The organism is Pseudoalteromonas sp. Isolate3, from assembly GCF_022398505.1.
Lineage (GTDB): Bacteria > Pseudomonadota > Gammaproteobacteria > Enterobacterales > Alteromonadaceae > Pseudoalteromonas > Pseudoalteromonas apostichopi.
Genome location: NZ_JAKEVN010000062.1, coordinates 1 through 23,957, shown reverse-complemented (window position 1 = coordinate 23,957; position 23,957 = coordinate 1). Strand labels below are relative to the sequence as shown.

General features: G+C 40.6%; 22 protein-coding genes. 17 read left to right on the top strand and 5 right to left on the bottom strand.

Features of this window, described 5'->3' with window-relative positions; all coding sequences use genetic code 11:
• Nucleotides 1-150 precede the first annotated feature (150 nt).
• The 8 genes from L1D46_RS12860 (at nucleotide 151) to L1D46_RS12825 (ending at nucleotide 8,961) form a co-directional block, all read left to right on the top strand.
• On the top strand, nucleotides 151-1,056 hold the full coding sequence (locus tag L1D46_RS12860) for a GGDEF domain-containing protein (protein ID WP_167657492.1): 906 nt from the start codon (nucleotides 151-153) through the stop codon (nucleotides 1,054-1,056).
• Nucleotides 1,057-1,188: 132 nt separating this feature from the next.
• Nucleotides 1,189-2,142: a slipin family protein gene (locus L1D46_RS12855; protein WP_130052753.1), complete on the top strand. Its 954-nt coding sequence runs from the start codon at nucleotides 1,189-1,191 to the stop codon at nucleotides 2,140-2,142.
• A gap of 8 nt (nucleotides 2,143-2,150) precedes the next feature.
• The gene (locus L1D46_RS12850; protein WP_130052754.1) at nucleotides 2,151-2,603 is read left to right on the top strand and encodes an NfeD family protein; all 453 of its coding nucleotides are present in this window, start codon (nucleotides 2,151-2,153) and stop codon (nucleotides 2,601-2,603) included.
• 86 nt (nucleotides 2,604-2,689) lie between these two features.
• Nucleotides 2,690-3,526 carry a patatin family protein gene (locus tag L1D46_RS12845; protein ID WP_130052755.1) on the top strand — a complete coding sequence of 279 codons (837 nt, stop codon included), beginning with the start codon at nucleotides 2,690-2,692 and terminating at the stop codon, nucleotides 3,524-3,526.
• 99 nt (nucleotides 3,527-3,625) lie between these two features.
• On the top strand, nucleotides 3,626-5,824 hold the full coding sequence (locus tag L1D46_RS12840; RefSeq protein WP_130052756.1) for a carbohydrate-binding family V/XII: 2,199 nt from the start codon (nucleotides 3,626-3,628) through the stop codon (nucleotides 5,822-5,824).
• A gap of 195 nt (nucleotides 5,825-6,019) precedes the next feature.
• Nucleotides 6,020-7,645 (top strand): methyl-accepting chemotaxis protein, encoded by a 1,626-nt coding sequence (locus L1D46_RS12835; protein ID WP_130052757.1) that lies wholly within the window; start codon nucleotides 6,020-6,022, stop codon nucleotides 7,643-7,645.
• A 36-nt stretch (nucleotides 7,646-7,681) separates the two neighbouring features.
• On the top strand, nucleotides 7,682-8,488 hold the full coding sequence (locus L1D46_RS12830; RefSeq protein WP_130052758.1) for a transporter substrate-binding domain-containing protein: 807 nt from the start codon (nucleotides 7,682-7,684) through the stop codon (nucleotides 8,486-8,488).
• Between the two features lie 2 nt (nucleotides 8,489-8,490).
• Entirely contained in the window at nucleotides 8,491-8,961 is a 471-nt protein-coding gene (locus tag L1D46_RS12825; protein ID WP_130052759.1) for a DM13 domain-containing protein, read from the top strand.
• A 76-nt stretch (nucleotides 8,962-9,037) separates the two neighbouring features.
• On the opposite strand, the gene ahpF is transcribed toward L1D46_RS12825, so the two are convergent.
• The 4 genes from ahpF to L1D46_RS12805 form a co-directional block, all read right to left on the bottom strand.
• A complete protein-coding gene (gene ahpF / locus L1D46_RS12820; protein ID WP_130052760.1) occupies nucleotides 9,038-10,618 on the bottom strand; it encodes an alkyl hydroperoxide reductase subunit F in 1,581 nt (526 codons plus the stop codon).
• Nucleotides 10,619-10,771: 153 nt separating this feature from the next.
• Nucleotides 10,772-11,341 carry an alkyl hydroperoxide reductase subunit C gene (gene ahpC / locus L1D46_RS12815; RefSeq protein WP_130052761.1) on the bottom strand — a complete coding sequence of 190 codons (570 nt, stop codon included), beginning with the start codon at nucleotides 11,339-11,341 and terminating at the stop codon, nucleotides 10,772-10,774.
• Nucleotides 11,342-11,548: 207 nt separating this feature from the next.
• The gene (locus tag L1D46_RS12810) at nucleotides 11,549-12,052 is read right to left on the bottom strand and encodes a 2,4'-dihydroxyacetophenone dioxygenase family protein (protein WP_130052762.1); all 504 of its coding nucleotides are present in this window, start codon (nucleotides 12,050-12,052) and stop codon (nucleotides 11,549-11,551) included.
• Nucleotides 12,053-12,088: 36 nt separating this feature from the next.
• Nucleotides 12,089-13,090, bottom strand: a complete 1,002-nt coding sequence (locus L1D46_RS12805) for an NAD(P)-dependent oxidoreductase (RefSeq protein WP_130052763.1) — start codon at nucleotides 13,088-13,090, stop codon at nucleotides 12,089-12,091.
• Between the two features lie 149 nt (nucleotides 13,091-13,239).
• Between L1D46_RS12805 and L1D46_RS12800 the strand changes: the two genes are divergently transcribed.
• The 7 genes from L1D46_RS12800 to L1D46_RS12770 all read left to right on the top strand — a co-directional run bounded on the left by L1D46_RS12800 (nucleotide 13,240) and on the right by L1D46_RS12770 (nucleotide 19,335).
• Nucleotides 13,240-14,259, top strand: coding sequence for an AraC family transcriptional regulator (locus tag L1D46_RS12800; protein ID WP_130052764.1), 1,020 nt, complete (start codon nucleotides 13,240-13,242; stop codon nucleotides 14,257-14,259).
• Between the two features lie 96 nt (nucleotides 14,260-14,355).
• Nucleotides 14,356-15,048, top strand: a complete 693-nt coding sequence (locus L1D46_RS12795; RefSeq protein ID WP_130052765.1) for an SDR family NAD(P)-dependent oxidoreductase — start codon at nucleotides 14,356-14,358, stop codon at nucleotides 15,046-15,048.
• A 9-nt stretch (nucleotides 15,049-15,057) separates the two neighbouring features.
• On the top strand, nucleotides 15,058-16,596 hold the full coding sequence (locus L1D46_RS12790) for an AMP-binding protein (RefSeq protein ID WP_130052766.1): 1,539 nt from the start codon (nucleotides 15,058-15,060) through the stop codon (nucleotides 16,594-16,596).
• A 96-nt stretch (nucleotides 16,597-16,692) separates the two neighbouring features.
• Nucleotides 16,693-17,112 (top strand): DUF3429 domain-containing protein, encoded by a 420-nt coding sequence (locus tag L1D46_RS12785; protein WP_130052767.1) that lies wholly within the window; start codon nucleotides 16,693-16,695, stop codon nucleotides 17,110-17,112.
• A 54-nt stretch (nucleotides 17,113-17,166) separates the two neighbouring features.
• Nucleotides 17,167-17,538: a hypothetical protein gene (locus L1D46_RS12780; protein WP_130052768.1), complete on the top strand. Its 372-nt coding sequence runs from the start codon at nucleotides 17,167-17,169 to the stop codon at nucleotides 17,536-17,538.
• Between the two features lie 4 nt (nucleotides 17,539-17,542).
• On the top strand, nucleotides 17,543-18,343 hold the full coding sequence (locus tag L1D46_RS12775; RefSeq protein ID WP_130052769.1) for a class I SAM-dependent methyltransferase: 801 nt from the start codon (nucleotides 17,543-17,545) through the stop codon (nucleotides 18,341-18,343).
• Nucleotides 18,344-18,345: 2 nt separating this feature from the next.
• Nucleotides 18,346-19,335 carry a Gfo/Idh/MocA family oxidoreductase gene (locus L1D46_RS12770; protein ID WP_130052770.1) on the top strand — a complete coding sequence of 330 codons (990 nt, stop codon included), beginning with the start codon at nucleotides 18,346-18,348 and terminating at the stop codon, nucleotides 19,333-19,335.
• Between the two features lie 16 nt (nucleotides 19,336-19,351).
• Here L1D46_RS12770 and L1D46_RS12765 read toward each other — a convergent pair whose 3' ends face one another.
• On the bottom strand, nucleotides 19,352-20,707 hold the full coding sequence (locus L1D46_RS12765; RefSeq protein ID WP_168990042.1) for a flagellin: 1,356 nt from the start codon (nucleotides 20,705-20,707) through the stop codon (nucleotides 19,352-19,354).
• Nucleotides 20,708-20,891: 184 nt separating this feature from the next.
• On the opposite strand from L1D46_RS12765, the gene L1D46_RS12760 reads away from it, so the two are divergent.
• Nucleotides 20,892-22,568: a methyl-accepting chemotaxis protein gene (locus tag L1D46_RS12760; protein ID WP_130052772.1), complete on the top strand. Its 1,677-nt coding sequence runs from the start codon at nucleotides 20,892-20,894 to the stop codon at nucleotides 22,566-22,568.
• 431 nt (nucleotides 22,569-22,999) lie between these two features.
• Nucleotides 23,000-23,854 carry a DMT family transporter gene (locus L1D46_RS12755; RefSeq protein ID WP_130052773.1) on the top strand — a complete coding sequence of 285 codons (855 nt, stop codon included), beginning with the start codon at nucleotides 23,000-23,002 and terminating at the stop codon, nucleotides 23,852-23,854.
• The last annotated feature ends 103 nt before the right edge of the window (nucleotides 23,855-23,957 follow it).

Here is a 23,957-nt window from a genome sequence, read left to right as displayed (position 1 = left end):
GTTCATCAACCATCTTCATTATTATTTTTTTAATTACTTTTCAAAATCATACCTAAATCATTAGTTGTAATTTTATCTTTGTGGTTAGTCTTGTTTATTAAGATTTTTTCGTCCACTATCAATTTATGGCTTGTTATATAGGGACATATTATGGCCGAATTTAATACAACTAAATTACCTGTGCATATTGCTGAGTTAAAGTTTGCACTCGATAACGTACCCGCATACGTTTATATAAAAAATGAACTCGGACATTACGTTTATGCAAATAAACTGACTCTAGACTTATTTGCATGTTCTGCTCAAGAATTACAATATAAAACCGATACCGACTTTTTCCCTCGCCCAGATGCCAAAAAACTCGCAAAAATCGATAAACGAGTACTCAGCGGAGAGCGAACACGAGAAGAAGTTGAGTTGACTTTTCCAGGTGGGCACACGTTTATTTTTTGGGAAGTAAAAACCCCTATTTTTTGTGACTCAGAGCCAAACAAAGTAATTGGCATTTTAGGCATTGCAACTGACATTACTGAACGAAAATACCATGAACAACAACTCCTCTATGCTGCCTCTACCGATCCCTTAACTGAACTTTTAAATCGCCGCTATTTTTATATTCGCTTATCACTTGCGTTAGAAATGAGTAAGCGCGACCAAAGTTATGGTGCTGTAATATTTATTGACCTCAATAAATTCAAAAAATTAAACGACCAATATGGCCACAATACAGGCGACGCTTATCTTGTTGAAATTGCCAATAGAATGAAAGCCGCTGTGCGCGAGAAAGACTGTTTAGCCCGCATTGGTGGCGACGAATTTATAGTCTTACTAGAAGGCCTAGGTCGTGATGAGCAAACAGCCAAACACAACGCCCATCGCGTTGCTGATAAACTACAAACCGCTATCGAAATTAAATTTATTCATCAAGATATTAACTACAAAGGTTCTGCCAGTGTTGGCGTCACCATGTTTTTAGGCACACAAGAAACAGCCGATGAAATTGTGGCGCAAGCTGATCAGCATATGTATATGATAAAACATACACTTACCGATTAAACGAGCCGTAGGTTTGTACTCAACACAATGAGGCAACTCTAAAACCAGTACCGATTACAAATCATTAGCCTGCTTTGCTTTGTGGTGGTAATCTGAGTGGCAAAATAATTTTAACTGTATTAAGGAAAGTACATGGATCCCATTTCTAGCATTTTAGACCTTTTGTTAAATGTAGAAGTCTTTCTTCTAATTTTTGTTTTAGTGCTACTAAAAAGTAGCGTTAAATTTGTGCCGCAAAATCGTGCCTGGTTAATCGAACGTTTCGGTAAATACCATTCAACCAAAGAAGCGGGCTTAAACTTTATTGTGCCATTTATCGACCGTATTGCCGCTGATCGCAGCTTAAAAGAACAAGCGCAAGATGTGCCTTCTCAGTCTGCTATCACGAAAGATAATATCTCGCTTATCGTCGACGGTGTGCTGTATTTCCGCGTGCTTGACCCGTATAAAGCCACATATGGTGTTGATGACTATGTGTTTGCGGTTACTCAGCTATCGCAAACGACGATGCGTTCTGAACTTGGTAAAATGGAACTCGATAAAACCTTTGAAGAGCGCGACATGTTAAACACCAACATAGTTACCGCGATTAACCAAGCTTCTGAGCCTTGGGGAATTCAGGTTTTACGTTACGAAATTAAAGACATTGTGCCACCAAACTCTGTAATGGAAGCCATGGAAGCACAAATGAAAGCTGAGCGTGTAAAACGTGCGCAGATTTTAGAGTCTGAAGGTGATCGTCAATCTGCTATCAACGTGGCAGAAGGTAAGAAGCAAGCGCAAGTTCTTGCAGCAGAAGCTGAAAAAGCAGAGCAAATTTTACGCGCCGAAGGTGAAGCAAAAGCGATTATCGCTGTTGCTGAAGCGCAAGCAGATGCACTGCGTAAAGTAGGTGAAGCAGCGGATACAGAGCAAGGTCAAAAAGCAATTCAACTCGACTTAGCAACTAAAGCTATTGCTGCTAAAGAAGCGATTGCTCGTGAGTCATCTGTGGTATTACTTCCTGAAAGTGGTACTGATGCAAGCTCATTGGTTGCTCAAGGGATGTCTATTATTAACTCTTTGAATAAAAAGCAACAAAGTTAGGTGAGCTGATGGCATTTTTAGATACTCATTTAGCCGAAGCATTAATGATTATAGGTGTTATCGCGCTAATTGTTGAAGTTGCTGTACTGGGTATGAGTACCTATGTACTACTGTTTTTAGGCTTATCTTTATTTGCCAGTGGCTTATTAATGAATATAGGCTTACTTGATACGAGTTACACCACCGCGCTTTGGAGCAATATAGTGTTTACTCTAGGCTTTGCTGTAGTGCTTTGGAAACCACTCAAACGCATGCAAGATAAAACCGATACTAAGCCAATACATAGCGATTTTGCTGAGCTTACCTTTATCGTGAACGCTGATGTTGATGATAAAGGGTTAACTACGCATCAGTATTCGGGTATTACATGGCAATTAAAAAGTCAGTCTCCCATTGCTGCGGGTAGTACTGTAAAAGTGACCGACAAACAAGTTGGCGTACTTTGGGTAGAAGCGGTATAACTTAGTTAGAGTCAAAACTCTATTTAGTTTTGTAACCGTGTTTGCTATGGTTAGAAGCACTCACGGTTACAAGCAAGGTTGCGAAAATGAACAATAACAAGGCACTGGTTGTAGAAGGTGGCGCAATGCGTGGTATTTTTGCCACTGGCGTATTGGATGCCTTTATTGAAGCCAATTACCAACCTTTTAATCAATGCTATGGTGTTTCTGCCGGAGCCACAAACATTGCCGCCTATTTGTGCGCCCAATACAAACGTAACCATGCGGTGATTACCGATTACTCTTGCCGACCTGAATTTATTGATTTTGTTCGTTTTATTAAAGGTGGCCACCTGTTTGATTTAGACTGGCTGTGGCAAGAAACCATCCGTGATATTCGCCTTGATCTCGACACCTTCAAAAAGCAAGCCAGTGAGTTTTACATTGTTACAACCAATATACAAACTGGACAAGCAGAGTACTTAAAAGCTAGTGCAGCTCATCTTGAAGAGCAATTAAAAGCCTCATGTGCTCTCCCTATTGCTTATCGAGAATTTCCCATTATCGACAATTTACAACTCACTGATGGCGGCGTCGCTGATTCTATTCCAATTCGCAAAGCATACGAGATGGGTAATAAAGAAATCACCGTTATTTTATCTCAACCTCTTGGCTATAAGAAAAAGCCAGCTAAAGCGCCTTGGCTTGTAAAGCGTCTTTATAAGAGAACCCCAGCATTAGCTGAAGCAACCCTCAGACGCGCAGAAAATTACAATCAAAGTATTGATTTTATTACCAACCCGCCAAGCGATTGTAAAATTAATATTATTGCACCGCCACCTAACTTTGCTGTTGGTCGAACAACAAAATCATTTGAAAAACTCAGTGCGGGTTATGAAATGGGCTTAAATGCGGGTGCACATTTTTTAACTCAAATTGCCTAATACCCTATATGAACTAATACACTAAAAAAGGAACAATCTTCAAGCGTTTTCGATGTCATTGGCTATACTTTAAATAGTTATGTTAGCCAAGGATTGACCATGAAACTCCCCCTGCCTTTTATTACTGCCCTCAGGGTTTTAATACTCTCTTTTTTCTGCTTATTTTCATTTTATAGCCAAGCTATTGAGTGGCCGCAACAAGTGCAAACATCACAAGGCACACTTATAGTTTATCAACCACAACCCGAGAAACTAAACGGTAATACTTTAACAGCCCGTGCAGCAATGTCATTTTCGGTTTCAGGCAATGACGCTGTGTTTGGCGTATTTTGGTTTACCGCTAAATTAGATACTGACCGCGAAAATGATACCGTCACCGTTCGCAATATGACTGTCACCGATGTACGCTGGCCTGAATCAAAAGATGCTGGAGAACAACAGTTTACTGCTGTCGTTAATGAAGCAATAAAAGCCAGTCAATTCGAAACCTCTCTTTCGCAACTCACCGCCAGCCTGGAAAGTGCAGAAGCAGCAGAACAAAGTTTAACGCAATTAAAAACCGATCCTCCGGCGATTATTTTCAAAGAGCAATTGTCAGTTTTACTTAGTTTTGATGGTGAACCTAAGTTTAGTAAAATTGAAAACAGCCAATATGAGCGCGCTTTAAACACCGCCATGACAGTGATTAAAGATAGCAAAAGCAAACTTTGTTATCTCACCGATGGGCAATTTTGGTATCAGGCAAAACAAGCCAAAGGGCCTTATGAATATACTCAGTCGCCACCGGCTGAACTTGTAAAAATGCTCCCTAAAGATACGGAAACATCAAGTCTTATTGCGCCACCAGCCATTGTTGTGGCAACTAAACCTACCGAGCTCATTGCAACAGATGGCGAAGCTAAATGGAAAAGCCTAACCGGTGGCGAGCTCATGTATGTGTTTAATACAGAAACCCCATGGCTGCGTGATATGCAAACTAACAATATGTACGTATTGTTATCTGGGCGCTGGTATCGCTCTAAACAGCAAACAGGCCCATGGACATTTGTACGTGGTGATGAGTTACCAGAGAGCTTTGCCAATATTCCACCTGAATCAGATTTAGGTGGCCTCAGAGTTTCGGTTGCTGGTACTGAAGAAGCTGACGAGGCTGTATTAGATGCTAAAGTGCCTCAAACAGCGGCTATCAGCCGTAAAGACACCAGTTTGACTGTGTATTATGATGGCAAGCCTAAGTTTGAACGGATCCCAGGCACGCAGGTTTCTTATGCCATTAATACCGATGCACAAGTGCTGCAAATTAAAGGCAAATATTATGCTGTCGATAATGCGGTGTGGTTTAAGGCAGACTCCGCACAAGGGCCTTGGCTTGTTGCTGATAGCATTCCAAAAGACGACATAGCAAAAATTCCTCCAAGTTCTCCTGTATACAACGTGACATATGTTGATATTTACGAGTCAACCCCTGAAGTAGTTTACGTCGGTTATTACCCAGGTTACATGTGGTCATACCCATATTATGGCGTGCCAGTGTATGGAACAGGTTGGTATTACCCGCCATACTGGGGCGGTGGCTACTACTACCCTCGCCCACCGACTTGGGGCTTTAATATTGGCTATAACAACTGGACAGGCTGGTCTTTTGGCTTAAGTTGGAGCAATGGTTTTTTAAATCTAGGTATGAATTGGAATGTAGGTTGGCCAACCCATTATCGACCTTATCATTGTTGTAATGGCTGGTATGGTGGTGGTTACCGTGGCCCAGTTATTATTAATAATGGCAACATCAATATAGGCAACAAAATTAATGTCGGCCATAAACCGGGGCATCTTAATAAACAGCCAAGACTTAATATTTATAAGCGCGATCAAAGTAAATCTCGTCTTGCCTCAAAACAGCAGGTTAAACGCGATTTAAAAACTGCTATTAGCCAACGCGATAAGGCAAATAATGTTTTCGCTGATCAAAAGGGTAACGTGCTCAAACATGATGCTGATAAATGGCAACAACGTGTAGAGGGTAAATGGCAAACATTACCCAGAGATAAACAGCAACAAATCAAAGATCGGTCACAAAACATTGACCGCCAACAAGTGCAAAATAAATTACAAAGCATAGATAAAAGTAAAGCGAGGCAAACATTGCAGCAACGCCAGCATACGCAAAACAGACAGCAAAATCGTATGCAGCAATTAAATCAAGCAAATAGAGCACGTCAGCAAGGTATGCAGCGCCAACAAATGCGCCGCAATACACAAAGACAAATGCCTAGACAATTGCCTAACCGAGGCCATTAATGTAAAAGTAGGTACAAAACAAGGCCAGTGTAAATACTGGCTTTGTTAACTTGACTAGCGTTAAGCACGCTTCATAACTATTTAAAAGATGAAATACCTACCTAGATAAAAAGCTTCAAAATAATTGCAAAAATTTGCTTAAAACCATTTATCTATTAATTTTAATACTAAGTCCTTACAAAAATTTGCACGCTCATGTTAAATAACTATACCGTTCGTACGCGATTAGCCGTATTGGCTTTGTTACCGGTTACAGTTTTTGTGATCACATCTATTTTTACAATGTCTATTATGTCGAACTTGATAAAAGGCATCGACAGTTTGTATGACGATAGAGTCATACCTCTTGAGCAGATAAAAACAGTATCGGACAATTACGCGGTTAGCATTGTTGATTTATTTCATAAATACCGCGCTGAGCAAATTTCAAAAACTGACTTTCTAGCCGCCGTTGAAAATGCAAAAAAAGTCGCTGACAACAAATGGAAAAGCTACTTAGGAACCAAGCTCACCACAGAAGAGCAGCGCCTAGTAAATATAGTTGAAAAGAACCTCAGTGTGGTCGAAAGCGAACTCAGCACGTTTTTAACCCAAGTTAAAAGTGACCAACTTAAAGCAGTACCTAACAAGGTGTTCGTAAAAAGTCTTTATGATGTGTTTGACCCACTCAGTGAAAGTTATCAAGGACTTATAAACTTACAAATCAATGAGGCTAACAAGTTTAAAAACTCCGCAGATAAAGATTTTGCTCAGGTCAGTATCGCTATGACAGCATCTATCACAGTTTTAATTATTTTGTTGCTGGCTATTGCCTTTATTATATACCGCTCTATTCATAACCCATTGTTATCTCTGAGTGAAACGATAGGTTCTATCTCTGAGAATGCCGACTTACGTCTGCGCGCCAAAACCCATGGTAATGACGAAATCGCCCAAGCAGCACATCACTTTAATGCCATGATGGAACGCATTCATACTTTAGTAAATGATGTAACGAGCGCAACACTCACACTTTCATCTGCGGCTGAACAAATGAACTCAATTAGTGATCAAGTAGCCAGCACAGCCACAGAGCAAGAACATCAATCGGCGATGATTGCAACTGCCATTACGCAAATGAGTAGTGCGATTGAGCAAGTTGCCGCCAATGCATTATCAACGTCAGAAAAAGCAACTCACACAGATAAAACAGCCAAACAGGGTCAGCAATCTGTGCAGGAAAATATTGATGCAATAAACCGCTTATCACATGTCGTTAATGCGAATACAAAACTAATCAATGAGTTAAACACACAATCAACTGATATCAATCAAGTGGTGATGATGATCCAGGGTATTGCAGAACAAACGAACTTACTTGCGTTAAATGCCGCCATTGAAGCTGCCCGTGCAGGTGAGTCAGGTCGCGGTTTCGCAGTAGTAGCCGATGAAGTCAGGCAGCTTGCGCACAACACGCAAAAAGCCACAGCGAGTATTAATGAAATGATTAGTAAACTACAAGCAATGGCGCAGCAGGCAGTGACCGCCATGGGCAATGCCGACGAAAGTGCCAAACAAAGTGTTGAATACGCCGAGCGCTCATCACAATTACTCTCTGAAATTACTCAAGAAATGGCTCTTATTGCCGATATGAACAACCAAGTATCCACTGCAACAGATGAGCAGACCACTGTTGCCAACGAACTAAGTTGTAATATTAATGAATTTAGTAGTAGCATTTCACTGGTTAGCGAAAGCTCGCAACAAAATGCGCAAGCCAGCCAAGAATTGGCTTCATTGGCTTCGAAATTACAACAGCAGGTGCATGTTTTCAAAGTATAATGTAGAGCTGCGCTCAAAAAACAGGGACTTACATTAATGAACAGGGCAGCATTTATATTACTATTAACATTTGTTCTGTGGAGTCTACAAAGCTTTGCGCATGAGCAAATTGTTATTCAGCTTGCAAAACCAAACTATATCGAAGCGGTAAAAAACCAATATATCCACGATATTCTCAACAAAAGCTTTGCTGCAATGGATGCGAATGTTGTGTTGCTTTACAACGTTAAGCCAATGAATAATAAACGTATTGTAGAGCAGCTGAGTCAGAATAAAACAATTACCCTAGCTTGGTTATCTTTGCCTCTCCAGCAAACTGACTCTCTAGTAAAAACAACTATCCCACTCTACAAAGGCTTACATGGCCAGCGTTTACTGATTATCCGCGACGAAGACCAAGAAAAGTTTAGCTCCATTAAAACCCTTGCAGAATTAGCTCCCTTAGTTGGCCTCCAAAAACAGAGCTGGTCTGATTATACCGTGCTGAAAAATAATGGTTTAACAGTTAATGGAGAGCTTGATTATCCAGGTATGATCAAAGCCCTCAAAACAGGGCTTGGTGATTACTTTCCACGCTCAGTACTAGCAATTGACAGTGAACTAAATAGACTAAAACAGTTCAATTTTGTCATTGCACCAAACATCATGTTGCAATACCCCAGTGAATATTACTTTTATTTAAGTAGAGAAAATCAACACATTAGAGACATGTTAGAACAAGGCATGCAAAAGCTACAGCAATCTGGTGAGCTTGATCAACTTTATTTGCAATACTTTGGTGATGTTGAAAAACATTTTTCTTTAAAGCAACGTCATAGAATAACGCTAAATAATAAGGAGTAATCATGCTAAAAGCACTGCTCATCATTATCGTGGCATCAGCAATTTTCGCTGCGGGTTTTATGGCTGGGGTTTACAGTTTACCAATTTTAACTGAGCAACCTGCTCCTGAGGCTGGCATATTGAAGCAGCATCAAGGTCGAGCTCAGTTTAGTGCTGAGTTTAAACCAAATCTTAAAGGTTCAGACCGCTTGCATTATGGTGATGGCATGGTGTACCTAACAAATGATGCTATTTCTATGCAAGGCACTTTATCTCCTGGTCCTGACTATCAACTTTACCTATCACGCAACTTTGTCGATAACGAAGCCGATTTTTTAGCACAAAAAGGCACAATGCAACGTGTTGCAGGGGTGCGTTCATTCAATGGTTTTAAATTAGCTGTGCCACAAGGTATTGATGTCAGCGATTACAATACAGTGGTTATTTGGTGTGAAAGTTTCTCGGAGTTTATTACTGCAGCGCAGTATCAGTAAAAACAAAGCCGCCTTTGGAGAGGGCGGCTTTAAGACGGCAGCTATGGGTGTGAGCTGCCTAATCAAGAGTCATTAATTAAGCTGCATCTTCGGTGCTTTGTGTCTCTTCGCTGTGGCGAATTAAGTAATCAAAAGCACCTAAACTTGCTGTAGCGCCACTGCCCATTGCAATAATGATTTGCTTAAACGGCGTTGTTGTTGCATCACCTGCCGCGTAAACACCCGGTAATGATGTTGCACCTTTGCTATCGATTTCGATTTCGCCAAAGCGAGTCAGTGATAACTCTGAATCTTTTAACCATTCAGTGTTTGGCACCAAGCCTATTTGCACAAAGATACCTGCAAGCTCAAGCGATTTTTTATCACCAGAGATGCGGTCAACATAGCTTAAGCCTGTAACTCGTTTACCATCGCCAACAACTTCTGTCGTTTGCGCGTTTTTGATAATCGTAATGTTGTTTAAGCTATTTGCTTTACGAATAAGAACTTCGTCAGCACGTAGGGTATCAGCAAATTCAAGCACGGTGACATGCTCAACAATGTTAGCAAGGTCGATTGCAGCTTCAATACCTGAATTACCACCACCGATAACCGCAACGGCTTTACCTTTAAATAACGGACCATCACAGTGAGGACAGTAAGCAACGCCATGACCGCGATACTCTTTCTCACCTGGTACGTTCATTTCACGCCAGCGTGCACCGGTTGCTAATACCACTGATTTAGCATTCAAAACCGCGCCATTTTCTAGTGTGATTTGATAATTACCTTGCTTAGTAAGTGATGTCGCACGTTGGTTTTGCATAACATCAACATCGTATTCTTTTACGTGCTCTTCTAGTTGAGCAACTAATTTAGGGCCTTCGGTCGCTTTAACTGAGATAAAGTTTTCAATTGCTAAAGTATCTGAAACCTGACCACCAAAACGCTCTGCAACCACGCCCGTGTTCAAGCCTTTGCGTGCCGAATAGATTGCCGCAGAAGCCCCAGCTGGCCCCCCTCCAACAACAAGTACATCAAACAACTCTTTAGCACTTAATGCTTCAGCTTGGCGTGCTGCTGCTTTAGTATCTACTTTGTTTAGTATGTCGGTAAGGTTAACTGCGCCTTGGCTAAATAGCTCACCATTTAAATATACAGCCGGCACTGCTAAAACATTACGCTCATTCACTTCGTCTTGGAACAAAGCACCATCAATCATAGTGGCCGTAATGTTTTCGTTGTGTGCTGCCATTAAGTTTAGTGCTTGCACTATTTGTGGACATGTTTGACAACTTAATGAAATATACACTTCAAAGTTAAGCGGCCCAGGTAATGATTTAATTTGTTCAATTTCACTCTCTGATGCCTTACTTGGATGACCACCTGTATGAAGGAGTGCAAGGATCAAGCTGGTGAATTCGTGGCCCATAGGCACACCCGCAAATGTGATTTGCGTATTGTTAATAGGTGAAGATACCACCATAGACGGACGACGTACGTCTTGGTTTGGGTTATCTCGCACCGAGAATTTATCGCTTAACGATGCTAAATCGTTTGCTAAGTTTTTAAGTTCTGTTGATTTATTGCTGTCATCCAAGGCGATAAGCAGCTCAACAGGGCTGGTAATAGAAGCAAAGTGGCTTGTTAATTGGTTTTTGATATTCGTATCTAACATGGCTTAGCCCTTGAGTTCAGAATAAATAAGCTAGAAAAATTTTAGGAAACTACCCACCACCCGCTAATGTGCTTAATGTGAGTTGTGATGGGCAGTTAAAGTTACATTTGGATAGCAAAGCGAGGCTTTGCTATCGTTTAATGCTATGGCAAATTAGATTTTGCCAACTAGGTCTAGTGAAGGAGCAAGTGTCTCTTCACCTGGCTGCCATGATGCAGGACATACTTCACCGTCGTGGTTAGCAATGTACTGAGCAGCTTGTACTTTACGTACTAACTCTTTCGCGCTACGGCCGATGCCTAGGTCATGAGTTTCGATTACTTTGATTTCGCCTTCAGGGTTCATTACGAATGTACCGCGAAGAGCAAGACCTTCGTCTTCGATCATCACACCGAAGTTACGTGTGATACGACCTGTAGGGTCACCAATCATTGGAAATTTGATTTTACTAATTGTGTCTGACGTATCGTGCCATGCTTTGTGAGTGAAGTGAGTGTCAGTTGATACTGAGTAAACTTCAACACCCATTTCTTGAAGTTGCTCATAGTAATCTGCAACATCACCAAGCTCTGTAGGACATACAAAAGTGAAATCTGCTGGGTAAAAGAAGAAGATTGACCACTTACCTAGCACGTCTTTTTCTGTTAGCTCTACAAAGTCACCGTTGTGGTAAGCTGTTGCATTGAATGGTTGTAGTTTTGTGTTAATTAATGAAGTGCTCATAGTATTCCTCATTGATGTTTTAAAAATGTTTAATTAACGCAGTCTTGCGTCTGCTTGATTAATACAATAGAGGTGTGAGCGATTAAAATAAAATTGATTGTTTAGATTAAATTGATTTGTTTTTTAGATTAAACAGCTAAAAGTAATAAAAACTATAAAGCCCTCAACCAGTTACATGATAAAGGGCTTTCACATAAAGGAATAAAATTACTTATTAAAGCCGTATAAGCTCTTTGGTTTAATATAGTTAGGCTCAATTCCTTGCTCTTTTGCGGCAGCTAACATCACTTGCTCAATCCAACCGGCATCCATAATATTCATATAGTTACCATCAGGGTCAAAGTTAATGTTAGAGCCCATAACTACCATAAAGGTATCGGTCATTTCAGTATTATCTTTTGGAACTTGAAATTGATGAATCGAACCGCCTGGCTCAAACAAATAGCTACCCGGCACTTGTAAATCATCTGGATATTCTGTGTAGTGCCAACTCCCTGCAAGCGTATATAAGTGCACGACTCCAGTATGGAAATGTCTTGGTAAAACCGTGCCTGGTTCAAATAAAACACGTAGTACCCATACCCCATTCTCAGAATCTAGCATCAATGGGTAAATGTGTACGCCAGGTAAGGCGTTTTTAATTAGCTTTTCATCGTTGGTATGTATTGTCAGTAAAAAATCTTGATGGTTAATAATATCTGGTAATGCCATGAGTGTGCCCTCTTTTCACTTACTATTAATATTTCTTTAATTTACTGGAGCGGTATCTATCCGCAGTTCTTCTTTGCAAAGCCCTTGCTCATACGCCCACTGCAATGCATGTTGCATACCTTGCTGTAAGGTAAATTCAGGCTTATAACCCAAAATACGATGTGCTTTTTCATTACTATATGCCGCACTTTTACGGCTTAGCATACGCATTGTTGATGGGTTGATATCGGTAGTTTTACCGACCAAGTGATAACACCACTCGATAAACCCTGTTAACTTTATTGCTAAGGCGTAGTTCACAACCTTGACCTGCTTTTTCTTTTGCGCCTGAGCCAAGTAATTAAAATAAGTTTGATTAGTCACTTGCTCAGGTCCTGATAGATTAAAAATCTCACCGCTTGCATCATCGCTCATGGCGCTTAAGTAAATGCCTTTGACTAGATCATCAATATAAATAGGTCCAAACATGCCCTCGGGCACCATAAATGTCCCCTTTGCGATTTCTTGTAAAGGGTAGGCTATCCAAGGTCGTGATCCTGGTCCGTATACATCGCCAGGACGAATAATCGTGACATTGAGTTTTTTACTGGCGTGATAGCTTAGCGATAAATGCTCGCTCATCATTTTCGAGTCGTTATAGGCTCGACCATCAGGAAACAAAGGTGCATCTTCTTTAATGTCAGTTTGCAAATCACTGCCATAGACTGCGGTCGACGAAATATGAATAAAACGTTTTACGGTGTTTGCTGCCACAGCTGCATCAAGCAAATTTTTCGTCCAACCGACATTCGCCTGCCAGGTTTGCTTGTAACTAAACGCGTTTGAAACAATTGCCGCTGTATGAATAACTAAATCGCAGTCATTCATTAATGAGCGCCAGCTAGCTGGCTCATTTAAATTACCTGCAATAATATTGAGCTCTTCACAGGGAATTAAATCAACCCCACATACATCGATTCCATGCGCTTTAAAGTAGCGCGCAAGTGTTCGACCAATGAAACCATTGCCGCCACTTATAAAAACTTTTGAGTAATGCATTGTGTGTTCCTCTTAAGTATATTGCGGCCCTATTCACCGTTCTCAGACCAATCAGTTAATACATTGTTAAACTTTAATGACCTCTATTACTTTACTTTTCGCGCAATTGTTTTTACTTTTTACGCCAGCACATTCAAAAAGAGCACACTATGCCCCGATTAACACAAGCACCTGATCTAATTAGAGTATCTGCTCTACACGGCTATATTGAACTGATTGAAAGTAAATTGGTGAACCCTGACGCACTACTATCGCGCGTTGGTTTAGACAGAAAGCAATTACAAGAAGCCAATAACTTTGTGCAGTATCAGCAACTCATCCAGTTGTTAGAAATCACAGCGAAAGAATTAAACCTGCCCTATTTCGGGTTAGAGTTAGGCCGTTGGCAAAGCTTGAACATTTTGGGGTCAGTGGGTTATTTGATGGGGAATTGCGACACCCTTGAAATGGCGTTAAAAAATTTAACTAAGTACTATCATGTGCATCAAAATAGCGCTGACTTACTCCTTGAAGTAGACCAAGACTATGTAAAACTGTCGTTTTTAGTGCGCAGTAGCTTAAAATTGAGTGTTTACCATGGTGCCGACTTAGCTTTAAGTGTTGGGGTCAATTTGTTAAAGCAATTAACCGATGATCAAATAAAACTGCATCGTTTGGAGCTTCCCCACAGTTGCGATGAAAATCCTAGTGTTTATCGTCAAGCCCTTGGGCAAATTCCAACATTCAACTGCGCACACACCGCAGTTGTATTTGATAAAAAATATCTCAAGCTCACTATTAAAAATTCAGATAAACAGTTATTTTCTATACTTAGCCAACAGCTCGGACACCTTCAAGACACGAAACGAGAAAACATCTCTGATCACGTTGAAGTTCTGATCAAACAATATCTACTTCATGAAGAGTTTGGTGTAAATCTGATCGCCGAAAAGCTATCAATGAGTGCACGTAGCTTGCAGCGGCACTTAACAAAGCATGACACAACCTTTCGTGAATTAGTCGATGACGTGCGTTGTAATTTAGCACATCAGTATTTAACTGAATCTAGCCTCAGCTTATCAAACATCTCAGATATATTAAGCTTTTCTAATTACAGCGAATTTACTCGAGCTTTCAAGCGTTGGTATGGTATTCCACCAAAAAATTATCGTAAGTCTCATTCCTGTTAATGGCGTAAAAAGTTAAAAACAAGTCGTTTAAAGCTAAGTTTTCTGTTAACAACTTATATATATTGACTAGCTAGTTTCGCTAATTATTGGTCATGCATGTTAAGAAGAGTGTTTATTACAGGTGCCAACAGTGGCGTTGGGTTCGAGTTAGCAAAGCATTATATTCGCCGAGGTGACGATGTAGCTCTCTTCGGTTTTCAATTTAGCGATAAAACCAGACATGCCTTAATTGAGCTTAAAAATACAGATCAGTACGTTGAATTTTTTGCGAGCAACATTGCCGATTTTGAAGCGTTACAAATCCAGGTAAACAATGCTATTTCAGCGATAGGCAAACCCGAATTAGCAATAGAGTGCTCACAATTTTGTTTTGAGAACAGTGAGCAACCTTGTCACAAACTTGGTTTAGCCAGTCACAATTTTGCTAATGCAATAAGCCCTTACCTTGATATGAATAGTCACCTAGCTTTAACGACTCCCACCACCAATGCAAACAAACTTTCACCAGACCCCAGCTTCTTACTTCTTACAAAGGAGCTACGTCAAAAGTTAAAACCAAGCAATATTAAAGTCAGCTTAATTTGTACTTATAAAATTGACACTTTACTTAAAAACTCAACCGTAACCTCTAAGCAAGTTTTACAAGGCTTAGATAAGCAAAAATTAATGGTGATCTTAGGCTTACAATCTAAACTAACCTATATCATGAGCCGTTATTTACCGAATTGGATAATGAGTTCTGTGATTGATCGCCTCATCAAACAACAACTAATAAGAACAACACGCTAAGGAACAACCATGGACACACATGATAACCTCACGCAATTAATTGAGCATACATGTCAGACGTATGCCGCTCTTCCTGCCTATAACAGTGCAGGTAAAACGCTCACTTTTTCTCAAGTAGAACAACAATCTCGCTATTTAGCACAGTGGTTTCAGCATCAAAGCGGTCTTGTTGCGGGGGATCGAATCGCTATTCAACTGCCTAATATTGTTGACTACCCTATCGTTACCTATGCAGCATTTCGAGCCGGATTAATCGTTGTAAATACCAACCCGCTTTACACTGCTCGTGAAATGCTGCATCAGTTTAATGATGCAGATGTTAAAGCCATTGTTATTCTTGACGCCCTTACCGATAAATTAGCAACGATTATCAATGATACCTCGATCAAAACCGTTATTGTTGCAGCCGCGGTTGCTGAGCCGACATTGCAAGAGGGTCAATTTTCATTAAATGAACTCATTCGCCAAGGTGAAAGGCTCACACCACTTAGCGCTCATCAGGCAAGTCGTGACGATATTGCTGTTTTACAATACACTGGCGGGACAACTGGAGTTGCCAAGGCCGCAATGCTAAGTCATGGCAACATCTTAGCCAATGCCGAGCAAATGAATGAGCGCTTTGATGACATTTTAACGCCAGGCCAAGAAACCGGTATTTGCCCGCTTCCGCTTTATCATATTTACGCCTTTACGGTGAACATGGTTGGCCTATTTGCCATGGGGCAATTTAATGTACTTATTCCAAACCCTCGTGACCTCGATGCTTTAGTGAAGCAAATAGAACCGTTTGAAATTAATTACTTTTCAGGTATTAACACCCTTTTTATTGGCTTGTGCATGCACCCGGGGTTTAAGGCTCTGAACTTTTCAAACTTAAAAATGACAGTTTCAGGGGGCGCAGCTTTAACACATGCTGCAGCTGATGCGTGGATGAGCACCACAGGTTGCACAATCACAGAAGGCTATGGCTTGTCAGAAACCTCGCCCGTTGCCACACTTAATGACTTTAAAAAAGAAGAAATTGGCAGCATTGGCCGCCCACTATCAAACACCACCGTGGAAATTTGGGATGAAAACGACGAGCCTGTTGCTGACGGTGAGTCTGGCGAGATAGTTGTTAAAGGCCCGCAGGTGATGATTGGTTATTGGCAGCGTCAAGACGAAACAGACAAATGTATGAAACGAGGTTTTTTCAAAACTGGTGATGTGGGTCTGAAACTTCCAAGTGGTAATTACAAAATTGTAGACCGTTTAAAAGACATGATTATTGTTTCTGGCTTTAACGTGTACCCTAATGAAGTTGAAAACGTACTTTGTCAGCACCCTGCAATCTGCGAAGCGGCCGTAATTGGCGCAAAAGATGAAAAAACTGGGGAGCGTGTTTGTGCCTACATTACCTTAAAAGAGCACATTGATGAGCAACAAGTGAGTGACTATTGCCGCGAAAACTTAAGTGCTTATAAAGTGCCTAAATCAATCATTTTTATGGAACAATTACCTAAATCGACGGTTGGCAAAATTCTACGTCGAGAGTTACGCCAACAATAAAGCGATCGTTTTAGCCGCCTAACTGGTATAAAATAGTTAAAAGATAAAAGCATACCGTTAGGTATGCTTTTTAATTTAAGCGGTTTTAAGGTCATTATGGAAAAGTTTATTAATCACATTCAACTCGGTTACTTAGGTTTACTGCCGTTTTTAGGCTGCGTTGGCTGGCCACTCATCGCAGGCAGTAATGCTGTCAACTTAGACTTTTTCACTTTTTATAGCATCGCTATTTTAGCCTTTATGGCTGGTAACTTATGGCATGCAGGCCAGCAAACGCATGCTGATGCCATTAAAGCGATCATTCCTATCTTACCTATTGGCTTTTTAAGTTTTTTACCAACAACCTGGACTCTCGCTTGGCTAGCGGCAAGCTTTTGGCTTGTATTATTATTCGAGAAAAGCTCGCCGCAGTGGCAAACCTATCACGTTGATTATCAAAAAATGCGATTTGTTTTAACCTCAGTTGTATTTGTATGCCACATTTTTGTGATTGGTATGAGTATCTATCCTGAGTAGCCCTTTAGCCCTGTTTGCGGTAACATCCGCGGCTCAGTTTCTTAAGGACTTGCTATGATAGATCAATTGCGCGCCAAACTAGACCTCCTCGGCGAAAATTACGTTGAAAAAGGCGCTCACTTTAAAATTAAAGTGATTCCTTTTTTTTGTGCTATCCACATCAAAAAAGATCACAAAAACCAAGGTACTCTAAAGTTATATTCCAATCAGTTGATTGAAATATTTTTAGCTACCATGTTCTTATTATTCGGGTTAATGCTCTTTGACACAGATGCAGGCTTTACGCACGGTCCTATTCATATCGTTATTGCCGTTTTAATAAGTTTTAACTTAATATTTAAGCAAATAGCGATTGAAGGACTTAAAACTCGCTTAGCGCTTTGTCCTGAAATCGCAGTTGAAAAAGCGCAAAAACAAGGCAAATAACAACATGTTTTTAGACCCTAGTTGGCGCATTTTGACGGTAGGGGATGGTGATTTGTCATTTTCGCATTCCATTGCTCGTCATATAAACCCCGCTAAGCTTGTTGCTTCGACCTATGATGATGCAAACACTATAGAGCAAAAATATGCCGACAATGCACTAAGCGCTTTGCAACAACTAAATGTAGCAACACTCACTGAGTTTGATGTTACACAGCCCGATTCATGGCTGCGCTTAGGCGAGGCACGTTTCGATCTGGTTATTTTTCAATTTCCACTTATACCTGCGTTTAAAGGTGAAGCAGCATTCAAAGCAAATACCCAACAAGGTGGTATGAATGTTTTAAACCGCGCTTTGTTGCATCACTACTTAGACTACGCAAGCCAATTCGCATTAGATAAAAATGGCCCAATGCTGTGTTACATCACCTCTAAAGATGTAAAACCGTATCGCGAATGGAATATTGAAGGCACGTTAAATCAAGGACTTAATTGCCAGTATCTTGGCCAAATGCCATTCGATATTAGCGTGTTTCCGGGCTATAAAATTCGCAATGTTGATCGCGATAAACACGTTAAAGACACCAGCGGCATTACCTATGTATTTAGCGAAAAAACTGACCATGACATTACCTCTAAGCTGACTTTACCCGCTTATTTAGGTGATAAACACTGTGCTTTATGCCGCGTTGGCCCTTATATGGCACAAGAAGATGAAGACAAACATTTGTTAAGCAAGAAACATAAACAAATGGAAAAATTTGAACAGGATTGGCAAGCATGGCTTGCACAAAACAACCAGGAGTAAATATGAAATTTGTGATTGTAGGTACCAATTTTATAAGCGACACGCTACTGAGTGCAGCCAAACAAATTGAACAATTCTCCTTATATGGCGTTTGCTCTCGAGAGCAGCAAACAGGTGAGTCTTTCCTTGCAAAGCACGACATTGCAAACGCAAAAGTATTTACCAACATTGAGCAAGTGTGCCAAGACCCATTAGTCGATGCCGTCTACATTGCTGCACCAAATAGCTTCCACAAAGACTACGCTGTAATGTGTTTAAAAGCCGGTAAACACGTTTTAGGTGAAAAGCCTTCTGCTGCTAATAGCACAGAACTTGAGGCAATTATTCAAGCAGCAAAAACGCATCAACGCTTATACATGGAAGCGATGATGACCACCCATTTACCAAACTTTGCACGTTTAAAAAATGCCATCACAAAAATTGGCACACCACGAAAATATATTGGTCAATATAGTCAGTACTCATCACGTTACGATAAGTATAAAAATGGTGAGCGCCCAAATACTTTCTTGCCAGAGTTTGCTAACGGCGCATTAGTAGATTTAGGCATTTATCCGCTATATATCTTACTTGCAATTTGGGGTGCCCCACAAACAGTAAAAGCCAGTGGCGTATTACTTGAAACCGGTGTTGATGGGGCTGGCGACGTATTATTAAATTATGCCGATAAGCAGGCGCTGATCAGCTACTCTAAAATCTCGCAAGGCGATAATTTTACTGAAATTCAAGGTGAAAAAGGCCGTATTCGTATCGAAGCAGTATCACTATTAAAACGCATGCAGTTTATCGGGAACGATGGTACTGTCGAAGAGCTCTCTGAGCCATTTGATGAACACTTTATGCGTCATGAAGTAAGCCATTTCATTCAAGCAGCGAATGCCGGACAAATTGAGTCGTCAGTTAATACCCATGCACTGTCAAAACAAGTCATGGCAGTGCTTGATGAAGCGCGAAGTCAGCTTGGTGTTGTCTATCCTGCAGACAAAAGCTAATAATGACCTAGGGCAGCTATTCTAGTTGCCCTAGCAAACTCAAAATTCCATCCTTAGTAATATTCCTCGCTTGCATAGCAACACTAACACCCGCTTGTTGAACAATATCTAGTGATACTTTTTCTGCCATTACTTTGGCAAAATCGGTATCTTCAATTCGCTGGTTTGCTGAACTTAGCATCGACGACTGATTAGATTCATTGCGTATAGTCGACTCAATTGCATTCATTTTTGCCCCGACTTCAGCTCTGAACCCACCGATACGCGACAATGCAGTGTCAATTCTAGCAATTGCATTTTGAGCCAAGTCTTCGCGGCCTATAGTAATGCCCTCAATTGTTAAAGAACCAGCACTGGCATCAATATCTTCAAATATAATATAACCATCTTCGCCAATTGCTTGGTCTGTTGATGTTACCATCATCGGACCATCACTTGATTCAGCAGATGATGAATTTAAACTCCCTAGAGAGTCCCAACTGGCAGTAATTCGAAACATACCCGAGCCAATCACTGTAAGAAGCAGCGGCTCGGTTACATTATCAATGAATATTTCTTCATTTGAACTACCTGAGCTTGGGTTACCATTCCCCGAGTAGGTAAAGTTCATTCCATTAATAGTTTGACTATTTACAGCTGGGAAATTAAAACCTCCCCCCGTAAATAAATTGCCATTGCTATATGTTTCTGTGCCTTGGTAACCATTTGCTGGAGTAAATAAATTTGCCTCAATTCTAGATTGCACAGACGATAAATCTTGCCCAACTAAATGCTCGCCAGTTTGGGTAAATAGATTTAAATCATCATTCGCACCATTATCATTTATTTGAATCCTGACGTTCGTTGAACCCGCAGGTATTAGGCCTAAAGAAATATCTCCTGAGCTCATCCCTTGCTGAACATTATTAGAAAACACTTCATCTAATACCGGAACATTATCTAAATTCGTCTCTAGTTCAGGCTTAGACATTAATGGTTTTTTACCAAAAATTTCTGTATTTACTACAACGCTATTTATATGATCTCGTAATTGTGAAAACTCTTCATTTAACGCTTCCCTATCTATATCTGTATTTGAGCCATTTGCTGCTTGAAGAGCTAAAGTTCGCATGCGTTGAAGCGTATCTGTGAGTTCTGATAAACCAGCATCAGCAACTTGTCCATAGCTAATACCATCTTGTAAATTTCGAAGTGTTTGTTGCTTCACTGCTAATTGTGTTGTTAATCGATGACTTATCTGTAGGCCAGCAGCGTCGTCTTTTGCAGAGTTTATACGTTTCCCCGAAGCTAATTTCTCATAGGTTGAGGTAATAGATTGCGTGTTTTGCAGTGAACTTGGCGTGCGTAGTCGTGGCGAATTGATCGTCAACATTTTGTCTTCCTTGGCAAAAAGACTAGACGAAGCAAAACTCATACCATTTCATTAGTAACTAAAAGTTTTCAACTTTCCTTGAATTAACCTTCTTAATGAATGTTCATTTGTAACAATATTTTTGCGGTTGTAGGTTATTGCACTATGTTTAAATTATGCATTATTTAATTTGTGAGACTTAGCCTTGTCTATAAGATTTTTATTAAGAGCCGTTTTCGCAGCAACTATTACCCTTGCTGCAGGACTACTCGTCATAATTTTATTGTTGCAAGCAGGCCAAGATAAAAGTTTATACTCTGCCCAGCAGCGCTATGAACTAAGCCATCTTGCACAGCTTTCATCTTCAAATTCGATTCACCTTACTGAACTTGCCCGTCAACATGTTGTGACTTTAGATAAGCGCTATAAAGACGAATACTATAAGCTTGTTGATCAAATTCAAGGAAAAACAACTTGGCTTAATGGTGAAAAGAAAAGTTATGAACAGCGCTTAAAAGCTTATAATGTTGCCGCTGACGACTTAGCCCTTTTACAAAAATCAAACGATTTATCACTTAAACTGATTGAAACAGAAGAAAATGCATTTAGTTTAGTCAGTAATTTGATTGGTCAAGATACTAATAATTTGAGTCCAGCCGAGCACAAAAAATGGGTGCATGCTATCGAGCTTTTAACCAACGATGCATACATGGCCGAAGTTGAGAAAATTCAGCAGCCTGTTCAAGCCTTTTTAAGCTCAATCAAGAAAAAAAGTGCAGCGGATGTAAAAAGCAATCATGACAGTGTCGTCACCCTAAGTTTAATAAGTACAGCTTTAGTGCTCACTATTATTGCCACCTTAATATTGTGTTATTGGCAATTAGAAAAAAAAGTGATTAAAGCCACCCATGCCTTGATCGATGAAGCGAAGCGTATCTCTGAGGGGGATTTATCTTGTTATATAGACCACAAAGCCGATGACGAAATAGGTCAGCTTGCTAGTAGCTTTAACATTATGGTCGATAAGCTCTCACAACTACTTAGAGAAATACACGATCAATCAGAGCAAGCTCAAGTGGCAGCGAGAAGCTTAGATGAAATTTCGCAGCAAGCTAAAACGTTGAATGATATTCAAAGCCAAGCAATTGAGGTTATTTCAAGCTCAGTATACGAAAACTCAACGGCCGTTAAGGAAGTATCACAAAACTGTGCAGAAGCGGCAAGCAGTGCGACATCTGCAAATCAAAAAACTCAAGATGGTCTACAGGTAGTGCAACAAGGTGTTAGTTCTGTTGAATCAGTGGCCGACACCTTAACCAAATCACTAACGGACCTTAATCAACTGGAAGCCTCAGTAAATGAAGTAACTGTTATTTTAAGTGTTATAAGTAACATTGCTGAACAAACTAATTTACTGGCACTCAATGCAGCAATCGAAGCAGCACGAGCTGGTGAACAAGGCCGAGGATTTGCGGTTGTCGCAGATGAAGTAAGGACCTTGGCTAGTCGTACACAAAGCTCAACCCTTGAGATCCAAGAGAAAATTGACTCATTACAATCGGCGACCAATGCCGTGACACAAAGGATCCGCTCAAGTGATGCGCAAATAAAAGAGGCTGTGGTAAATTCAGAAAAAGTTGGCCATATGCTCGATGAAATTAGCGTTCAAGCAAAAGCTATTTCTGATGCCAATATGACCATAGCTTCTGCATCTGAGCAGCAATCTCAAGTGACAGAAGAAATCGCCCGGCGCTTAAACGAAGTTCAAGACACAAGCCGTAAGTCACAGCAACAAACGCAAAGTATTTCAGATTCATCAAGTAAATTGGCTAACTTGGCAAATAACTTAAACGGGCAAATTAATCGCTTTAAATTAAGCTAGTCGCTGAGTATACCAGCGATTAGCGATTAGCTTAAAATCGGAAAGTAACAGATGCACCGATTGTTCGTGGATTAACAACGGCCATATAGCCTTGTGGGTGACGACCACTGACAGGCTCTTGTGAGGTATACGTTTTTCATCCAAGGCATCGTTGATATAGACGCTTACCGACCCTTGCTCGTTATCTTAAGCCTTCTATAAACGCTGTAATGAGTTTATGACTAAACGTCATCAGCAAAAATCAGCCTAAACAAACCATCATTTTCACCTTAAAATAAGCAAGGCTAGCTTCTCTAGATATCAAAGCAATTTGATACCCATATTTCGCTTTATCGAAAATCTGTGTCCGTTTAACGAAAAACATTTCTTCTCCAATAAAACATCAGTAGAATCGCCGCAAACTTGAGCTATTAACTTTCATAAGGACAGTGATGCTGCGCACCATTCCACCGTTTTTTATTGCTGTTATTTGCGTGCTTCTTGCAATGGTTACCATTCAATCTGGAGCCTCTGTTGCAAAGCAATTATTTCCTTTAATTGGCCCTGAAGGCACAACCGCACTGCGCTTAGGTTTTTCAGCAGCTATTTTGTGCCTTGTTTTTAAGCCTTGGCGAGCATTTCCGCCTATCGGGCAGCGCATGCCGATTATCGTTTATGGCTTAAGTTTAGGTGGCATGAACATTCTGTTCTATTATGCCATTGAACGTATTCCTTTAGGGATAGGTGTTGCGCTAGAGTTTACAGGTCCCCTTGCGGTTGCTCTACTTTCGTCACGTAAAAAACGCGACCTATTTTGGGTAGCCTGCGCCATTGCTGGCATTATTTTATTGCTACCCGATATGAAGGGCGAAGACAGCCTCGACCCTATAGGTGTTATTTTAGCCCTTGCGGCAGGAGCGTGTTGGGCGTTTTATATATTGTTTGGCAAAAAGACCGGAAACCAAGGCTCAGGCGGGATGACCGTTGCCATGGGTATGAGCGTTGCCGCGATTGTACTTGTGCCTTATGGCGGCGTTTCACAAGGGGCTGCACTATTGAGTTGGGAAGTGTTACCACTGGGTCTTTTAGTAGCCATCATGTCTAGTGCACTACCATACACACTAGAAATGGTTGCGCTTCGCAATATGCCAGCGCAAGGTTTCAGCATCATGATGAGTTTAGAGCCAGCCATTGCTGCATTGGCTGGCTTTATGATCCTAGGTGAGTTTTTAAGCATGTGGCAATGGCTAGCTATTTTATTAGTGATTACCGCCTCGGTTGGCAGCTCAATGTCGAATAATAAATAAATTTATCAAGGCGCCTCAGGGCGCTTTTTTCATACCCAATTAGTAAACTTGCCTTTTCATATACACAAAACTCTTTGACATAATTTGTTACATTTATTTGTAT

Coding starts and splice junctions, on each gene's coding strand:
- L1D46_RS12860 (WP_167657492.1), top strand. CDS start 151: ATGGCCGAATTTAATACAACTAAATTACCTGTGCATATTGCTGAGTTA.
- L1D46_RS12855 (WP_130052753.1), top strand. CDS start 1,189: ATGGATCCCATTTCTAGCATTTTAGACCTTTTGTTAAATGTAGAAGTC.
- L1D46_RS12850 (WP_130052754.1), top strand. CDS start 2,151: ATGGCATTTTTAGATACTCATTTAGCCGAAGCATTAATGATTATAGGT.
- L1D46_RS12845 (WP_130052755.1), top strand. CDS start 2,690: ATGAACAATAACAAGGCACTGGTTGTAGAAGGTGGCGCAATGCGTGGT.
- L1D46_RS12840 (WP_130052756.1), top strand. CDS start 3,626: ATGAAACTCCCCCTGCCTTTTATTACTGCCCTCAGGGTTTTAATACTC.
- L1D46_RS12835 (WP_130052757.1), top strand. CDS start 6,020: ATGTTAAATAACTATACCGTTCGTACGCGATTAGCCGTATTGGCTTTG.
- L1D46_RS12830 (WP_130052758.1), top strand. CDS start 7,682: ATGAACAGGGCAGCATTTATATTACTATTAACATTTGTTCTGTGGAGT.
- L1D46_RS12825 (WP_130052759.1), top strand. CDS start 8,491: ATGCTAAAAGCACTGCTCATCATTATCGTGGCATCAGCAATTTTCGCT.
- ahpF (WP_130052760.1), bottom strand. CDS start 10,618: ATGTTAGATACGAATATCAAAAACCAATTAACAAGCCACTTTGCTTCT.
- ahpC (WP_130052761.1), bottom strand. CDS start 11,341: ATGAGCACTTCATTAATTAACACAAAACTACAACCATTCAATGCAACA.
- L1D46_RS12810 (WP_130052762.1), bottom strand. CDS start 12,052: ATGGCATTACCAGATATTATTAACCATCAAGATTTTTTACTGACAATA.
- L1D46_RS12805 (WP_130052763.1), bottom strand. CDS start 13,090: ATGCATTACTCAAAAGTTTTTATAAGTGGCGGCAATGGTTTCATTGGT.
- L1D46_RS12800 (WP_130052764.1), top strand. CDS start 13,240: ATGCCCCGATTAACACAAGCACCTGATCTAATTAGAGTATCTGCTCTA.
- L1D46_RS12795 (WP_130052765.1), top strand. CDS start 14,356: ATGTTAAGAAGAGTGTTTATTACAGGTGCCAACAGTGGCGTTGGGTTC.
- L1D46_RS12790 (WP_130052766.1), top strand. CDS start 15,058: ATGGACACACATGATAACCTCACGCAATTAATTGAGCATACATGTCAG.
- L1D46_RS12785 (WP_130052767.1), top strand. CDS start 16,693: ATGGAAAAGTTTATTAATCACATTCAACTCGGTTACTTAGGTTTACTG.
- L1D46_RS12780 (WP_130052768.1), top strand. CDS start 17,167: ATGATAGATCAATTGCGCGCCAAACTAGACCTCCTCGGCGAAAATTAC.
- L1D46_RS12775 (WP_130052769.1), top strand. CDS start 17,543: ATGTTTTTAGACCCTAGTTGGCGCATTTTGACGGTAGGGGATGGTGAT.
- L1D46_RS12770 (WP_130052770.1), top strand. CDS start 18,346: ATGAAATTTGTGATTGTAGGTACCAATTTTATAAGCGACACGCTACTG.
- L1D46_RS12765 (WP_168990042.1), bottom strand. CDS start 20,707: ATGTTGACGATCAATTCGCCACGACTACGCACGCCAAGTTCACTGCAA.
- L1D46_RS12755 (WP_130052773.1), top strand. CDS start 23,000: ATGCTGCGCACCATTCCACCGTTTTTTATTGCTGTTATTTGCGTGCTT.